Genomic DNA, 16,226 nt, shown 5'->3' with positions numbered 1-16,226 from the left:
AAGTTCCCCCAGGCGCCCCTCCCTCGGGGCGCCTTTTGAGATGAATACGGAGAGTTGGAGAGTTCTACGTGACTCGTTCAAGGGTGGGGACATTCAGATACGACGAGGACTCGGGCGGAGCCAGACGCCGCCGCGCCACAGCGGCGCTCGGCGCGCTCACGGCGAGCGCGGTGCTGGTCACGCTGCTGCCGAGCGTCGCGGCGGCCGCCGGGAAGGTCGACTTCTCGCTGCGCTCGGTGCAGAAGACGGCCTCGGTGCCCGGCTCCGAGCTGGGCAAGGGCGGTTCCACCGCCAAGAGCGAGACCGCCCGGCGGCCCTGGCGGGCCCCCAAGGTGACCTGGCCGAAGGCCGGGGACAGCGAGGTCGACCTGAGCCGGGTCGCGCCCGATGCGATGGCAAAGAGCGCGGCGGGGCGGAGCGTGGCCGGATCGCGTCACGCGGCCGCGCCGGGGAGCCCGGTCGGGGTCGCCCCGATCGCGCCGAAGGCCGCCAAGTCCCCCAAGGGGCAGGGCGCCGTCGGTGCGGCGGGTGCGCCCGCCAAGGTCCGCGTGCGGATGGCGGACCGCAAGGCGGCCGACCGCCTGGGCCTGGACGGCGTCGTCCTCGGGGTCGCCCGCGACGACCAGGGGGCCGCGCCGGGCCGCGCGTCCGTCCAGCTCGACTACAACGCGTTCCGCGGGGCGTACGGGGCGGACTGGGCGAGCCGGCTGCGGCTGGTGCAGCTGCCGTCCTGTGCGCTGACGACGCCGGATCGGGCGGAGTGCCGTACGGTGACGCCGCTGGCTTCGCAGAACGACTCGAAGGCGGGCGTCCTGACCGCCGAAGTGGGCCTCGGGCCGGACACGGCAGCGGGCGCGAGTGGGGCGGCCGGCAGCGGAGCGGCTGCACGCAATGAGGTCCGCGTGCCCACCCTCCCCCAAGCTCCCGAGGAGCAGGGGGCACTCCCAGCCCCAGCGGAACGAACCACAGCCGACGCGGGGACGAAGAGCGCGGCCGGCGCCGCCGCCCCCGCCTTCACCGTCCTCGCCGCCACCGCCACCCCCGACGGAGCCAACGGGGACTTCAAGGCGACTTCCCTCTCGCCGTCCGGGAGTTGGGCCTCCGGGGGCAATGAGGGCGGGTTCTCGTGGGAGTACCCGCTGCAGATGCCGCCCGTGCCGGGGGATCTGACCCCCAAGCTCGCCCTCGGGTACTCCTCGTCCTCCATCGACGGCCGTACTGCCTCCTCCAACAACCAGCCTTCCGCGCTCGGCGAAGGCTGGTCGATGGAGATGGGGTTCATCGAGCGGCAGTACATGGGCTGCAAGGACGACAACGGCACGGGCACCAACGCCCCGTCCAAGTCCGGTGACCTGTGCTGGCGTTCGGACAACGCCATGATGTCCCTGAACGGCTCCTCGACCCCGCTGGTCAAGACCGGCACCGGCGACGTCTGGCGCCCTGCCGACGACGACGGCTCCCGTATCGAGCGGATCAAGGGCACCGCCACCGACACCAGCAACGGCGACGACGACAACGAGTACTGGAAGGTGACCACGCTCGACGGCACCCAGTACTGGTTCGGCAAGAACCGCCTCCCCGGCTGGGCCACCGGCAAGACCGAGACCGGCTCCGCCTACAGCGTCCCGGTCTACGGCAACCACACGGGCGAGCCCGGCCACGCCACCGCATTCACGGACTCCGTCCGCAACCAGGCCTGGCGCTGGAACCTGGACTACGTGGTCGACCCGCAGGGCAACGCGATGGCGCTCTTCTACACCCAGGAGAAGAACGCGTACGCCAAGAACTCCGGCGGCTCGACGACCACCAAGCCCAAGGCGGACGCGAGCTACACGCGCGGCGGCTACCTCGACCACATCGAGTACGGCCACCGCGCCGGGCAGGTCTACGCGGCCCAGCCCGCCGCCAAGGTGAACTTCACCATGGCCGACCGCTGCCTGGGCACGGCCGCCGACTGCGCCTTCGACAAGGCGCACGCCTCCAACTGGCCGGACACACCGGTCGACGAGGTCTGTACGGTCGGCGCGGACTGTCTCAACGGCTCGCCGTCGTTCTGGTCCAAGAAGCGGCTGACCTCGGTCTCCACCCAGGTGCTCAAGGGCACGGGCTACTCCGACCTCGACACCTGGACCTTCGGCCAGAGCTTCCCCGGTACCGGTGACACCGGCGGCAACGGGCTGTGGCTCGACTCGATCGTCCGCACCGGCAAGGCGGGCGGCACCGCCCTGTCGAACCCGGCGGTGACGTTCGGCGGCACGCTGATGCCCAACCGCGTGGACGCCTCCGAGGGGCGCCCGCCGCTGAACAAGTACCGCATCACACGCGTGAGTTCGGAGTACGGCGGCGACACCCTGGTCGAGTACTCGCCCACCGAGTGCACCTACGCCGCCCCGCCCGCCGAGGCCACCAACGACAAGCGCTGCTACCCGAACTGGTGGACCCCCGAGGGCGGCAGCGAGCCGGTCAAGGACTGGTTCCACAAGTACGTGGTGACCAAGGTGACCGAGGACGACAAGGTCGCGGGCACCGACTCGGAGGTGACCGAGTACGAGTACCTGGGCGGCATCGCCTGGGCCAAGGACACCAGCGAGTTCACCCTCGACAAGCACCGCACGTACAGCGACTACCGGGGTTACGGCAAGGTCCGCACCCGTACCGGCACGTCGAACAGGACGCTGGAGGAGACCACGTACCTGCGGGGCGTCGACGGCGCCCAGGTGGCCGACTCCTTCGGCGCCCTGTACACCGACGCCGAGCAGTACAGCGGCAAGGAGCTGGAGAGCGTCAGCTACGACAGGGACGGCGGCAAGATCGTCGAGTCGTCGGTGGAGAAGCCGTGGTCGAAGCTGACCGCGACCCAGACCCGGCCGGGCACCACCGATGCGCACGCCTACCAGACGGACACCGACACCAGCACCGAGCGGACCCTGCTGGACGACGGCAGCTGGCGCACCACGCGCTCGTCCGCCACCTTCGACGCGTACGGCCAGACCCTCACCTTCACCGACGAGGGCGACATCGCGGTCTCCGGTGACGAGCAGTGCACCCGCACCACCTATGTGGCGCCGGACACCACCAACTACCTGGTCTCCTACATCGCCTCCGAGCAGAAGACCTCCACCGCCTGCGGCACGGCCCCCTCGGCGGGCACCATCACGGCCGAGAGCCGCACGACGTACGACACCAGCGCGTACGGCGCCGCGCCCGTCGCGGGCAAGGCGCTGCCCTCCAAGATCGAGGAGCTGGACCACTACAGCGCAGGCCTGCCGGTGTACGTCACCACCTCCACCGCGCTCTACGACGCGTACGGGCGGATGACGCAGACCGTCGACGCGGCCGGGGCGAAGACCCTCACCGCGTACACACCGACGACCGGTGCCCAGCCGACGACGGTGAAGACCACGGACAACAAGGGCTTCACGACCAGCGTCGACCTCGACGGTCTGCGCGGGCTCACGCTGAAGGCGACCGACGCCAACGGCCGGGTCACCAGCCAGGAGTACGACGCGCTCGGGCAGCTCACCGCCGCCTGGAAGCCGGGCCGGACCAAGCCCGCCTCGGCCGATGTCACCTTCTCCTACCAGGTGCGGGGCGACGCCCCCACGGCCGTCACCTCCAACACCCTTCTGGAGAGCGGCAAGTACCGCAAGGCGGTGACCCTCTACGACGGTCTGCTGCGCAAGCGGCAGATCCAGACCGAGGCGTACGGCGGCACGGGCCGGCTGATCACGGACAGCTTCTACGACAGCCAGGGCCGCACCTACAAGGACAACGCCGAGTACTACAACGACCAGCCGGTCGCGGCGGGCCTCTTCGCGGTGGCCGACAGCCAGGTCCCGGCGCAGACCGTGACCGAGTTCGACGGCATGGGCCGGGCCACCGCGTCCATCGCGCTCACCAAGGGCACCGAGCGGTGGCGCACGACCACCACGTACGGCGGCAACTGGACGGCGACCGTCCCGCCTGGCGGGGCCACCGCCACGCTGGTGGTCAACAACGCCCACGACAAGCCGGTCGAGCTGCGCCAGTACAAGGACGGCAACCCGGTCATCGGCGCGAGCGCCGACAAGTACGAGGCGCTGAAGTACACCTACGACACCGCCGACCGGCTCACCAAGCTGGTCGACGCGGCGGGCAACACCTGGTCGTCCACCTTCGACCTGCGGGGCCGCCAGATCACCTCGTCCGACCCGGACAAGGGCGCGGTCTCCACGACGTACACGCCCGACGGCAGGACGGCGACGACGAAGGACGCCCGGGGCACGGTCCTGGCGTACACCTACGACGAGATCGGCCGCCCCACCAGCCTGCGCAAGGACAGCGACACCGGCCCCAAGCTCGCCGAGTGGACGTACGACACGCTGGCCGGCGGCAAGAAGATGCTGAGTTCGTCGATCCGCTGGGACAACGGGAACGCGTACACCACGGCAGTGAAGGGCTATGACGCGGCGGGCCGGGCCACCGGTTCGGTGATCACGGTCCCGGCGGCCGAGGGCAAGCTCCAGGGCACCTACGAGTTCGGCTCCACCTACACGCCGAACACGGGCCTCGCCAACACCACGGCCTTCCCGGCCGGCGGTGGGCTCCCGGCGGAGACGGTCCGCCAGGGTTACTCGGACTACGGCCTGGCGACCACGGTCGGCAACGGCACGGACGTGTACTCGCTGGGCAACCAGTACTCGCCGTCCGGCGACATCCTGCAGACCGTGCTCGGCGCGGTCGGCGCCCGCACGGTCCAGACGTTCACCTACGAGGAGGACACCCACAGGCTGAGCAGCGTGGTCAACGACCGCGAGTCGCAGGGCCCGCAGACCATCGACAACAAGGTCTACAGCTACGACCCGGCGGGCAACATCACCCGCATCCGCAACGACCGCGACGACAAGTCGGTCACCGACACGCAGTGCTTCACCTACGACTTCGCGGCGCGGCTCTCGCACGCGTGGACGGGCACCGACGACTGCGCGCTGAAGCCGTCCACGGACGTCCGTCCGAAGGTGGGCGGCGTCGACCCGTACTGGTCCTCGTACACCTACGACACGGTCGGCAACCGGGCCTCCGAGATCCAGCACGACGTGAGCGGCGACACCGCCAAGGACGTCCGGCGCGGCTACTCCTACCCGCAGCCGGGCGAGACCCGGCCGCACGGCATGGACAAGGTCGACACCACCGGGCCCGGGGCGCGCACCGACTCGTTCGAGTACGACGCCTCCGGCAACACCACCCGCCGGGTGACGTCCGCCGGTGACCAGAAGCTGACCTGGGACGCCGAGGGCAACCTCGCCACCTCGACGGTCAGCGGCCAGACCTCCTCGTTCCTCTACGACGCGGACGGCTCCCGGCTGCTGCGCCGGGACCCGGGCGCGGTGACCCTGTACCTGGGCGCCGAGGAGCTGACGCTGACCAAGGCGAGCAACTCGGTGACCGGCGTCCGCTACTACACGGCGGGCAACGCCACCGTCGCGCGCGGCTCGGACGGCTCGGTCACCTATCTGCTCGGTGACCACCAGGGCACCGACGAGGTGGCGGTCGACTCGGTGACCCTGTCGGTCACCCGGCGCGCCTCCGGCCCGTTCGGCACCCCGCGCGGCACCCAGCCGCAGACGGGCTGGCCGGGCGACCGGGGCTTCGTGGGCGGCACCACCGACAAGTCCACCGGCCTCACGCACATGGGCGCCCGTGAGTACGACGCGGCCAACGGCCGGTTCGCCTCGGTGGACCCGGTCATGGACCTCTCCGACCCGCAGCAGATCAACGGCTACGCGTACGCCAACAACTCGCCGGTCACCGACAGCGACCCGAGCGGCGCGTTCCACATCGGCCACATTTTCAAGAAGATCAAGCACGCGGTGAAGAAGGTGTTCCACCGGATCAAGCGGATCGTCCGCCGCGTGGTGCACAAGGTCGCCCGCCACTACTCGCCCTACCTGCGCGCCATGCGGGCCATGTGGTCGCACGGCGAGAAGGGAACCCAGTTCGGCCACTTCAACGTGGGCAAGGGGCCCGACCGGGGCATCATCATGATGAAGTTCTTCATCCACACGAAGGACGCGATGAAGATCCCGGGCCTGGGCTACCAGCTCCTGGGCGACAACCGCGAGTACTCGACCGATCCGGACGCCGCGTACCGCATGGTCCTGTTCTGGAACACGGCCACGGGCGATGTGACCTTCAAGGTCTCGCCGTCCCACACCAAGCCGTCGACCAAGCACATCTCGTCGTACCTGCTGAGCCAGGGCGGCGGCAGCGGCCCTGGCTACGACATCGAGTCGCCGTCGAGGATGATCCCGGCGGACCCGCTGTCGCTCAACGACTACCCCTCGGAGAGCGTCACCGGCCGCAACATCGTGAACTACAGCTTCCTCGGGCAGTTCCACTCGAACTCGTCCAAGCTGGACCTGGGCATAGCGGGGGTGAACAGCTTGATGCCCCTGTTCTCGGTCGACACACATGTGACGATCGCGGCCAACAAGGGCTCGGTGACCGTGACCAGGAAGGGAGACCATTACCCGGACATGGAGGTCGTCCAGTACCGTCGCTCGCAGCCGCCGGTGGTCGTCGCGCACGACCGGATGGACAACGTCTCCGGTCTGGACTCGATGCCCTGGTACGGCAACAAGGACATGCGGTACTGGAACTCCGCCCAATGCCTGAAGGACCCGCCGAAGTGACCCACGCACCCTGGTTCCCGAGATGCGCGGCTCGCTATGTGCCGCTCTGCGCGGCCGGCTGGTTCCTGGCCATGGCGCTCACGCCCCGCGGGGCGCTGTCCTTCGGGGAGCAGCTGGCGGACGGCGTGAACCTGATGCTGTTCGTGGCGGCGGTCTCGATGTTCCTGCTGCTCCTGCTGGGCGTGCTCAAGAGGTACGGAACACCAGGGGGCTTCCGCACGGCGGCGGTGTTCCTGCTGCTCATGCCGGTGCTGCCACTGGCACTGGGCGGCGGCGGAGCGCTGTTCGGCATCATGCTCCTCACGCAGGTGGTCTTCGCGACGGCGGTCATGCCGAAGCCGGAGCTGCTGGCGGTGTAGCAGGTGGCCGAGTGAGTGAGGGGCCCGGTGCCGAAAAGGCGGCCGGGCCCCTCTTCGTTTCGGAAGGCCGCCTGCGGCCGAAGAGGCTCCAGGGCGCCAGTAGTTCCGCTTATGGCCCTTGACGGCGACGAGCTCGCGTTTTCCGAAAACGAGAAAGAATATCCGGCCAGCAGGGCCGGAAATGCGGGGGTGAACGGCACGCCACCCCGGCCATCCTGAATTGCGCGGTACGACGTGAAGTCCCCGTTACGGGACGGACGGATGCCACCTAGGTTGGGCCTCGCTCGATCAAAGCCGTCCCCTTGTTCACCCAGGAGGATTCATGGCAGCCGAGTTCCTCACCCACGGCACGTATGCGATCAAGAACGCCGCGTACCAGGACCGCGTGATGGACGTGCGCGACAACCGCACCGAGCCCAACACGCCGATCATCGGCTACAGCTACCACAAGGGCGAGAACCAGCAGTGGGAGGTTGAGCTGTTCCCCGGCAACCTCTACCAGCTCAAGAGCAAGCTCACCTCCGGTGGTGCCCAGATCTTCTTCGCGCAGAGCATCATCCGGATCTACCCGCCGCTGATCGCCACCCAGCCGTACGGCCAGCAGTGGTCGATCGAGCCGGTCGGCGACAACCTGTTCCGGATTCACTTCCCGTACATGGACGCCGTGGCAACACTGCCTGACGAGAAGGAGAAGACCCAGCTCATCATGGAGCCGTGGGAAGGCCGCGAAAACCAGAAGTGGCGCTTCGAGAACGTCTGATCCTGACGGCTCGAATGGAAAGGCGGCTGCGCCGGCTGACAAAGTCGGCGCTGCCGCTTTTTTTGTTTTACCGCGTGAACGAGCGGCGGTAGGAGCGGGGCGGTACTCCCCGGCGCCGTACGAACTGCTCGCGCAGCACGGCGGCGCTCCCGTAGCCGACCCGGCGGGCGATCTCCTCGACCGGCAGCTCCGTGGTCTCCAGGAGCTCCTCGGCGCTGCTGAGGCGCAGGCCCCGCAGCCAGGCGTGCGGGGTGGTGCCGGTCGCGGCGGTGAAGCGGCGGGCGAAGGACCGTTTGCTCATCAGGGCGCGCCGGGCCAGTTCCGCGACGGGAAGCGGTTCGTGGAGGTGTGCGCGGGCCCAGCCGAGGACCTCGGAGAGCCGCTCGTCCTGGCAGTCCTCGGGGACGGGGGCGGCCAGGTACTGGGCCTGCCCGCCCTCGCGGTGGGAGGGCAGCACCATGTCCCGGGCGACGGCGTTGGCCATCGCGGCTCCGTACTCCCGCCGCAGCAGGTGCAGGCAGAGGTCGAAGCCCGCGGCGGCTCCCGCGCCCGTGATCACCCGTCCCTCGTCGATGTAGAGGGCGTCGGGCTCGACGGTGACGTCCGGGTGGCGGCGGGCCAGGAGTTCGGCGAACCGCCAGTGGGTGGTGGCCCGCCGTCCGTCGAGCAGCCCGGCGGCGGCGAGCGCGAAGGTGCCGACGCAGTGGGCCGCGACGAGGGCGCCGCGCTCGTGTGCGGCCGAGAGCGCGTCGAGTACGGCGGGGGCGGGCGACGTACGGAACTCAGCCCCCGGAAGGGCGATCACCAGATCCGCGGCGGCGAGCCGGTCCAGGCCGTGCGCGATGGCGAGCGGGACGCCGAGGTCGGTGGGGACCGGCCCGGGCCGGTCGGCGCACAGGGCGAAGTCGAAGCCGGGCAGCGCCTCCCCGTGCGGGCCGAACACCTCGCTCACGATGCCCACGGCGAGCATGCCGACTCCTGGCGGGACGTACGCGGCGACGGTGGTGAAGGGCGGCACGGGAGCAGTCTGGCAGGTGGCACGAATCCTGCGATCACCGGCAGCCGTGCCACTCGTGGGCGGCCGCCCCGCCCGGAAGGATCAAGGCCATGACAGACGCACCGCTCGGCCGCAGCGCCGTATACACCGTCCTGACCACCGGCTACGTCGGCTCCACCGGCCCCGGGGTCGCCGCCACCGTCTCGTACGTGAGGGACGGCGACCGGCACGTGGTCTTCGACCCGGGCATGGTGGCGAGCCGCGACGACATCCTCGGCCCGCTCGCCGAAATGGGGCTCGGCCCCGACGACATCACCGACGTGGTGCTCAGCCACCACCACCCGGACAACACCATGAACGTGGGCCTGTTCGGCCGGGCCCGGGTGCACGACCACAAGGTGGAGTACCAGGGCGACCAGTGGCGGAACCGGGACGCGGAGGGCTATGAACTCACCCCGTCGCTACGGCTGATCCGCACCCCGGGACACAGCCCCGAGGACATCACGCTGCTCGTGGGCACGGACTCGGGCGTGGTGGCGTTCGCCGGCGACCTGTGGTGGCACGCGGAGGGCCCGGCGGACGACCCGGTGGCCCCGGACCGCGAGGTGCTGCGCGCCTCCCGGCTGCGGGTGCTGGCCGCCGCGGACCTGATCGTGCCGGGCCACGGCGGCCCCTTCGTGCCCGACGCGACCGTGCCGCGCTGAGCGGCGGCAGCCGCGGCGGCGCTGGACGGGGACGGCTGGCCGCACACCGGCGACCTGGGCGCCCTGGACGAGGACTTCACGGTCGGGAGCGGGGTGCTCACACCCACCCAGAAGGTCCGCCGCAGGGCGGTGACCGAACGGTACGCGCAAGAAATAGAACGACTGTATGAGATCGCCCCGAAGGCCCAAGCCTGAGGCCGGAGAAAGGCAGGAGCCCTGTTCCGTACGTCGCCGTACGGAACAGGGCTCCTTGGGTACTGCTAGTCAGCGATCGCGCCGACCCGGGCAACTAGGCCGGGGTGACGTTCTCCGCCTGCGGGCCCTTCGGACCCTGCGTGACGTCGAAGTTCACGACCTGGTTCTCCTCCAGGGAGCGGAACCCGGCCGCGTTGATCGCGGAGTAGTGGACGAAGACATCCGGGCCGCCGCCGTCCTGGGCGATGAAGCCGAAGCCCTTTTCAGCGTTGAACCACTTGACGGTTCCGGTAGCCATAAGCCCTCCTTGGGCCAAAGGGTTGCCCTGCTCCAGAACCTGCTAAGAAGTCTGAAAACTACAAAAGCCTGCGGGTTACATGCTCCGCAGGCTCTGTACTGCAAGGGAAACCAAACTGCAACTTGCGAGGAGCGTAGCACGCAGTATCGGGGCTGCGGTAGAGGGAAAAAGATCACGTCACCCGGACGTTTGACGGGCCCTCGGCGCGCTGACGAACCTACCCGCCGTAGCTGGACAAACCGGACAGGTCTAGTCTCGCGATGTGGACCAAACAACCACCCGGCCACGGGTCGGGCACATCCAGTTCCTCAACTGTCTGCCGCTCTACTGGGGGCTCGCCCGCACCGGCACTCTGCTGGATCTGGAGCTCACCAAGGACAGCCCCGAGAAGCTGAGCGAACAGCTCGTCCGGGGCGATCTGGACATCGCTCCGGTCACCCTCGTGGAGTTCCTGCGCAACGCCGACGAACTGGTGGCCTTCCCCGACCTCGCGGTCGGCTGCGACGGGCCGGTCATGTCCTGCGTGATCGTCTCGCAGCTGCCGCTGGAGCGGCTCGACGGCGCCCGGGTGGCGCTCGGCTCCACCTCGCGCACCTCCGTACGCCTGGCGCAGCTGCTGCTCTCCGAGCGGTTCGGGGTCGAGCCCGACTACTACACGTGCCCGCCCGACCTCGGCCTGATGATGCAGGAGGCGGACGCGGCGGTGCTGATCGGGGACGCCGCGCTGCGCGCCTCGCTGCACGACGCCCCGCGCCTGGGCCTCCAGGTCCACGACCTGGGGTCCATGTGGAAGGAGTGGACGGGCCTGCCGTTCGTCTTCGCCGTGTGGGCGACCCGCAGGGACTACCTGGCCCGCGAGCCCGAGGTCGTACGCGAGGTCCACGAGGCGTTCCTCGCCTCCCGCGACCTCTCCCTGGAGGAGGTCGCCAAGGTCGCCGAGCAGGCCGCCCGCTGGGAGGTCTTCGACGCGGAGCTCCTGGAGCGCTACTTCACGACGCTGGACTTCCGCTTCGGGGCCGAGCAGCTGCAGGGCGTACGGGAGTTCGCCCGCAGGACCGGGCCGACCACCGGATTCCCGGCGGATGTCGCGGTGGAGCTGCTCACCCGCTAGCGACGCCCGCCCGGGCGGGCGTCAGGACGACGGGATCGGGGCCTGGAGCCGGCTGCTGATCCACTGCATGGTCCCGTCGCCCATCCCCTTGATGTAGGTGTGGGCGTTGTGCTTGCCGCCCTGGATCACCTGGAGATGGGTCTTCACCGGGCCCTTGCCGTACTTGGCGATGAAGCCGTTCAGGTTCGCCATGCCGCCCTCCTTGGTGCCTATCTGGAAGGCGAGGTCGACCTCGGGGCCGTTCTTGTCTATCAGGTCCTGGGCGAGCTTCTCCGGGTTGTTCGCCTGCTTCTCGGCCTCGTGGCCGGCCCACAGCGGGGAGTCCGGCACGGTGTCGGGGCCCGAGGCGATCACGGCCTTGAACTGGTCGGGGCGCTTGAGTACCGACTTCAGGCCGACGAACCCGCCGGAGGAGGAGCCCATGAACGCCCAGCCGTCGCGGGACTTGAAGGTGCGGAAGTTCGCCTTCACGAAGTCCGGCACGTCCTCGGTCATCCAGGTGCCCATCTTGGGGTGGCCCGGTATGTCACTGCCGTCGTAGTAGTACTTCGCGTCCGGGTTGAGGACCGGCATCACCACGACGAACGGAACGCCCTTGCCCGCCTTGGACCACTCGGTGATGCTGCTCTGCAGCTTGAGGTCGGTGCCCATCCAGTAGTTCTTGGGGTAGCCGTTGCCGCCCGGCAGGGCTATGAGCACCGGGAAACCGCTCTTGGCGTACTTGGGGTCGAAGTACTGCTTCGGCGCCCAGACCCACACCTTGCCCGTGAAGCCCGACTTCTTGCCGTGCAGTGTGGTCACGCCGATCTTGGTGCCGTCCTCCAGCGTGTTCTGCGTGGTGAACTGCGCCTTCGGGCCGGTCGGCAGCAGGGTCTTGGACACGACCTCGGAGGTCTTCTCGTCCCGCGCCTTGTCCTGCCCGGGGTCGGCGGCGCCGCTGCCCCTGGGCGCGGGCGTCGACGAGGCGCCCGGGTCGTCGAAGCTCACCGGCTCGCCCTCGTCGGAGCAGCCGGAGACCAGCACGACCGAGCCGAGGACGGCGGCGGCTATCAGTGCGGTGGTACGGCGATTCATGCGGTGCTCCGAGATGTCTGGGGCGTTTAACGGCCAACTGTGAGGTTTCCCGTGCGAACTCCGCCGAGAGAGACGACCGGTCGTTCGATTCGGTTCGCTGTCGTACGTCCCGGATCCGGCCCGGCCGAGTGATCCGGCGCACGTCACGCTCTACCCTGCTGTCGACCGTACGTGACGGCATGGGGGAAGGCAGATCGCGATGCAGCCGCTCGAAGCCGGCGAACCGCGCACCATCGGCGCCTACCGGCTGCTCGGCAGACTCGGCGCGGGCGGCATGGGCCGGGTCTATCTGGGCCGCAGCTCCGGGGGCCGCACGGTCGCCGTGAAGGTGGTCCACCCGCACTTCGCCCTCGACGAACAGTTCCGCGCCCGGTTCCGCCACGAGGTGGAGGCGGCCCGCCGGGTCGGCGGCGCCTGGACCGCGCCGGTCCTGGACGCCGACCCCGAGGCGGCGGTGCCCTGGGTCGCCACCGGCTATGTGGCGGGCCCCTCGCTGGCCCAGGCCGTCACCGCGCACGGGCCGCTGCCCGAGCACGCGGTGCATGCCCTCGGCGCCGGGCTCGCGGAGGCGCTGGCGGCGGTGCACGCGCTCGGGCTCGTCCACCGCGATGTGAAGCCCTCCAACGTGCTGCTCACCCTCGACGGCCCCCGACTGATCGACTTCGGCATCGCCCGCGCCACGGACGGCACGGCCTCGCTCACCGCGTCCGGCGTCTCGATCGGCTCGCCGGGCTATATGTCGCCCGAGCAGATCCTCGGCAAGGGCATCACCGGCGCCGCCGACGTCTTCTCCCTCGGCGCGGTCCTGGCGTACGCGGCGACGGGCGCGCCCCCGTTCCCGGGCGACTCCTCCGCCGCTCTGCTCTACAAGGTGGTGCACGAGGAGCCCGAGCTGGGCGGGCGGCTCGACGGGGAGCTGCGGGCGGCGGTGGACGCGTGCCTCGCCAAGACGGCGGCGGCCCGCCCCGCCCCCGCCGAACTCGCCCGGCGGCTCGCCCCGGACGGTGCGGCCGCCCTGGTCGCGGGCGGCTGGCTGCCGGGGGCGCTGGTGGAGGAGGTCAGCCGGTCGGCGGTACGCCTGCTCGACCTGGAACCGGAGGCGCCGGACGCGGAGGCATCGGGCCCGGTGGCGTTCACCAGCCCCGCGGTGGGGGTGTTCGGGCCGCCGGACGCGTCTTACGGGGCGGGCGCGGGGGCTGTGGAGGGCTCGTACGGGTCCGGGGCGCACGGCTCGTACGCGTACGGCAATGGGCCCGGTGGTACGGGCGGCAGTACCGGGTCCGTCGCCGATGCCGTGCCCGGGCCGCGTGCGCCCGGGCCGCCCGCCGCCCAGCCCCGTGTCTCGCTCTCCGTCGGCACGGCCGTCGAGCGGGGTGAGCGGGGCCGGGGGCGGCGGGTGAGCTGCACGGTCGCGCTGGCTGTGGCGGGGGCGGTGGCGGCCGCGACGGTCGGTGGCGCGTTCCTCTTCGACCTGATGCCGGGCACCGGCGGCGACCAGAAGCACGACTCGGCGGCGTCGCCGCCGAGCAGGCCGAGCGCCTCGGCGGACCCGGGCACGGGTGCGACGGGCGGCCCGGCGGTGTCGGAGGTGCCGCAGGCGTTCCTGGGGACCTGGAAGGGCCCGATGACGGAGTCCACGACCGGGCAGCCGCACGGCGATCTGACGGCGGTGTTCACGGCAGGCGGCACCGGCAAGGACGTCCTCCACACCTCCTCCAGGATCAGCGTCCTGGGGACGACCGTGGAGTGCTTCGGGGTGGCGAAGCTGGTCTCCGGCACGGCGCGGCGCGTGACGGTCGAGGAGCGCACCGACCCGGCGCACGAGGGTACGGCGGGCCTGTGCACCAGCGGCACGGCCGTCCTGGTCTTCACCCGCAACGCGGACGGCACGCTCAAGTACGAGTCGCGGGAGGCGGGCGCGGGCAAGCCGTACGCGACGCTGGTCAAGGAGACGGGCTGACCGACGCGGGGCGCCGGCGGGGCGCCGGCGGGGCGCCGGCGGAGCGTTTGGCGGAGCGGGGAAAGGTGCGCGTGCGGCCCGGACCGGCGTGCGGCCGCCGGCCCGGCCCCCGGGCCGAAGCCGGGGCACCCCGCTGGCGTAGGCTGGCTCGGTCCGTCCGCAACCCTGCCGAAAGGGACACCCCGGTGACTGAGAAGGCCGACCTTCAGTCCGTCCTCGACCGTGCCGCCGCGGGTGGACGCATCACCCCCGAAGAGGCGCTCGACCTCTACCGCTCGGCGCCGCTGCACGCGCTGGGCACCGCCGCCGACGCGGTGCGCCGCCGCCGGTACGCCGGGACCGAGCACATCGCCACGTACATCATCGAGCGCAACATCAACTACACGAACGTGTGTGTCACGGCGTGCAAGTTCTGCGCCTTCTACGCGGCCCCCAAGGACACCAAGAAGGGCTGGACGCGCGACCTCGACGACATCCTGCGCCGCTGCGCGGAGACCGTCGAGCTGGGCGGCACCCAGATCATGTTCCAGGGCGGCCACCACCCGGACTACGGCGTCGAGTACTACGAGAAGCACTTCAGCGCCATCAAGCAGGCCTACCCGCAGCTGGTCATCCACTCCCTCGGCGCCTCCGAGGTCGAGCACATGGCCAAGATCTCCGGGGTCTCCGTCGAGGAGGCGATCCAGCGCATCCACGCCGCCGGTCTCGACTCCTTCGCGGGCGCCGGCGCCGAGCTGCTGCCCGAGCGGCCGCGCAAGGCGATCGCCCCGCTCAAGGAGAGCGGCGAGCGGTGGCTGGAGATCATGGAGGCCGCGCACCGGCTGGGCGTCGAGTCGACGTCCACCATGCTCATGGGCACCGGCGAGACCAACGCGGAGCGCATCGAGCACCTCCGGATGATCCGCGACGTACAGGACCGGACGGGCGGCTTCCGCGCGTTCATCCCGTACACCTACCAGCCCGAGAACAACCATCTGAAGGGCCGGACGCAGGCGAGCGTCTTCGAGTACCTGCGGATGATCGCGGTCGCGCGCCTGTTCCTCGACAACGTCGCGCACATCCAGGGCTCCTGGCTCACCGTCGGCAAGGAGGCGGGCCAGTTGTCGCTGCACTACGGCGCGGACGACCTCGGCTCGATCATGCTGGAGGAGAACGTCGTCTCCTCGGCGGGCGCCAAGCACCGCTCCAACCGCATGGAGATCATCGACCTGATCCGCAAGGCGGGCCGCGTCCCGGCGCAGCGCGCCACGACGTACGAGCACCTGCTCGTCCACGACGACCCGGCGAACGACCCGGTCGACGAGCGCGTCATGTCGCACATCTCGTCCACCGCGATCGAGGGCGGTACGGCCCACCCCGAGCTGAAGCTGCTCGCGTCCAACTGACGCGGCTGACACGACCGACGCGGCTGACGCGACTCACACGACTGATACGCCGGTGCTGACGATTCACGCCCCCGCCGTGGGCGACGCGGTCGTGGTCGAGGGCGCGCTGGTGGCCGCGATCGGGCCGTACGAGGAGCTGGCGGCGGCGTACCCGCGGGCGCGGGTGCGCCAGTGGCCGGGGGTGCTGCTGCCCGGCCTGGTCAATCCGTACGGGCCGGAGCTCCTGGACCAGGCGTACCACCCGGACCCGCGCGAGGCCGACGAGCTCGGGGCCGAGCCGCTCCTGGACCCGGCGTTCCCTGTGGACGAGGCGCGCCGGGGGGCGAGTGCTCGGCGGGGGGTGCAGCGGATGCTGGCGCATGGGGTGGTGGCGGTGGCGGGGGAGCTTCGGTCGCGGCCGGTGGTGGAGGCGGTGCGGCGGTCGGGGGTTTCGGTGCTGCCGCGGGCCTCCCGGCCGTCTGGGACGCCGTCCCTGTCCGCGGGGGACTCGTTGCCGCGCCTCCGGGTGTCCGACCCGGCCCGGTTCGCGGTCTTCGATGCGGGGGTGTGTGTGGCGACGGTGCTGGATGGTCGGCTCGTGTTTCGCGCGCGTTGATTTGCCCCACCCCGCCCCTTCCCGAAACTCTCCGAGGGTTCTCATTCGGCTGCGGACCGGTGGGTGCTGGTCGCGCAGTTCCCCGCGCCCCTAGGTGGTTAGGGGCGCGGGGAACTG

Annotated in this window: 11 protein-coding genes; 8 read left to right on the top strand and 3 right to left on the bottom strand. The window is 70.6% G+C overall.

The genetic code is table 11. The features are described from left to right. Positions 1–83 precede the first annotated feature (83 nt). The 3 genes from ACZ499_RS30365 to ACZ499_RS30355 all read left to right on the top strand — a co-directional run bounded on the left by ACZ499_RS30365 (position 84) and on the right by ACZ499_RS30355 (position 7,790). A complete protein-coding gene (locus ACZ499_RS30365; RefSeq protein ID WP_468679424.1) occupies positions 84–6,671 on the top strand; it encodes an RHS repeat domain-containing protein in 6,588 nt (2,195 codons plus the stop codon). After that, positions 6,668–7,030 carry a hypothetical protein gene (locus ACZ499_RS30360; protein ID WP_468412960.1) on the top strand — a complete coding sequence of 121 codons (363 nt, stop codon included), beginning with the start codon at positions 6,668–6,670 and terminating at the stop codon, positions 7,028–7,030. Before ACZ499_RS30365 ends, ACZ499_RS30360 begins: the two co-directional genes overlap by 4 nt. Before the next feature lie 322 nt (positions 7,031–7,352). Then, entirely contained in the window at positions 7,353–7,790 is a 438-nt protein-coding gene (locus ACZ499_RS30355; protein ID WP_385537970.1) for an RICIN domain-containing protein, read from the top strand. A 67-nt stretch (positions 7,791–7,857) separates the two neighbouring features. Here ACZ499_RS30355 and ACZ499_RS30350 read toward each other — a convergent pair whose 3' ends face one another. Then, entirely contained in the window at positions 7,858–8,760 is a 903-nt protein-coding gene (locus tag ACZ499_RS30350) for a GlxA family transcriptional regulator (RefSeq protein WP_468679471.1), read from the bottom strand. 137 nt (positions 8,761–8,897) lie between these two features. Between ACZ499_RS30350 and ACZ499_RS30345 the strand changes: the two genes are divergently transcribed. After that, positions 8,898–9,491, top strand: a complete 594-nt coding sequence (locus tag ACZ499_RS30345; protein WP_468412962.1) for an MBL fold metallo-hydrolase — start codon at positions 8,898–8,900, stop codon at positions 9,489–9,491. Positions 9,492–9,780: 289 nt separating this feature from the next. On the opposite strand, the gene ACZ499_RS30340 is transcribed toward ACZ499_RS30345, so the two are convergent. After that, a complete protein-coding gene (locus tag ACZ499_RS30340) occupies positions 9,781–9,984 on the bottom strand; it encodes a cold-shock protein (RefSeq protein ID WP_006347360.1) in 204 nt (67 codons plus the stop codon). A gap of 262 nt (positions 9,985–10,246) precedes the next feature. Here ACZ499_RS30340 and ACZ499_RS30335 point away from each other — a divergent pair, with 262 nt between their 5' ends. After that, a complete protein-coding gene (locus ACZ499_RS30335; protein WP_468679423.1) occupies positions 10,247–11,095 on the top strand; it encodes a menaquinone biosynthetic enzyme MqnA/MqnD family protein in 849 nt (282 codons plus the stop codon). A gap of 21 nt (positions 11,096–11,116) precedes the next feature. On the opposite strand, the gene ACZ499_RS30330 is transcribed toward ACZ499_RS30335, so the two are convergent. Then, complete coding sequence (locus ACZ499_RS30330) at positions 11,117–12,169, bottom strand: alpha/beta hydrolase (RefSeq protein ID WP_468679422.1); 1,053 nt, start codon at positions 12,167–12,169, stop codon at positions 11,117–11,119. Between the two features lie 199 nt (positions 12,170–12,368). On the opposite strand from ACZ499_RS30330, the gene ACZ499_RS30325 reads away from it, so the two are divergent. From ACZ499_RS30325 to ACZ499_RS30315, 3 genes are all read left to right on the top strand, one after another. Further along, positions 12,369–14,129: a serine/threonine-protein kinase gene (locus tag ACZ499_RS30325; protein WP_468679421.1), complete on the top strand. Its 1,761-nt coding sequence runs from the start codon at positions 12,369–12,371 to the stop codon at positions 14,127–14,129. A 185-nt stretch (positions 14,130–14,314) separates the two neighbouring features. Further along, positions 14,315–15,514: a cyclic dehypoxanthinyl futalosine synthase gene (mqnC, locus tag ACZ499_RS30320; RefSeq protein ID WP_385537985.1), complete on the top strand. Its 1,200-nt coding sequence runs from the start codon at positions 14,315–14,317 to the stop codon at positions 15,512–15,514. Between the two features lie 52 nt (positions 15,515–15,566). Further along, the gene (locus tag ACZ499_RS30315) at positions 15,567–16,109 is read left to right on the top strand and encodes an imidazolonepropionase-like domain-containing protein (protein WP_468679420.1); all 543 of its coding nucleotides are present in this window, start codon (positions 15,567–15,569) and stop codon (positions 16,107–16,109) included. Positions 16,110–16,226 lie beyond the last annotated feature (117 nt).

The sequence above is a fragment of the Streptomyces sp. NPDC031265 genome, from assembly GCF_055570295.1.
The sequence above is the reverse complement of the archived record's forward strand: the minus strand, read 5'-3'. Positions and strand labels throughout refer to the sequence as shown.

What these genes read in the sequence shown, in the direction of transcription:
- ACZ499_RS30355 (WP_385537970.1), top strand. Translation starts at nt 7,353, where the DNA reads ATGGCAGCCGAGTTCCTCACCCACGGCACGTATGCGATCAAGAACGCC.
- ACZ499_RS30350 (WP_468679471.1), bottom strand. Translation starts at nt 8,760, where the DNA reads ATGCTCGCCGTGGGCATCGTGAGCGAGGTGTTCGGCCCGCACGGGGAG.
- ACZ499_RS30345 (WP_468412962.1), top strand. Translation starts at nt 8,898, where the DNA reads ATGACAGACGCACCGCTCGGCCGCAGCGCCGTATACACCGTCCTGACC.
- ACZ499_RS30340 (WP_006347360.1), bottom strand. Translation starts at nt 9,984, where the DNA reads ATGGCTACCGGAACCGTCAAGTGGTTCAACGCTGAAAAGGGCTTCGGC.
- ACZ499_RS30330 (WP_468679422.1), bottom strand. Translation starts at nt 12,169, where the DNA reads ATGAATCGCCGTACCACCGCACTGATAGCCGCCGCCGTCCTCGGCTCG.
- ACZ499_RS30325 (WP_468679421.1), top strand. Translation starts at nt 12,369, where the DNA reads ATGCAGCCGCTCGAAGCCGGCGAACCGCGCACCATCGGCGCCTACCGG.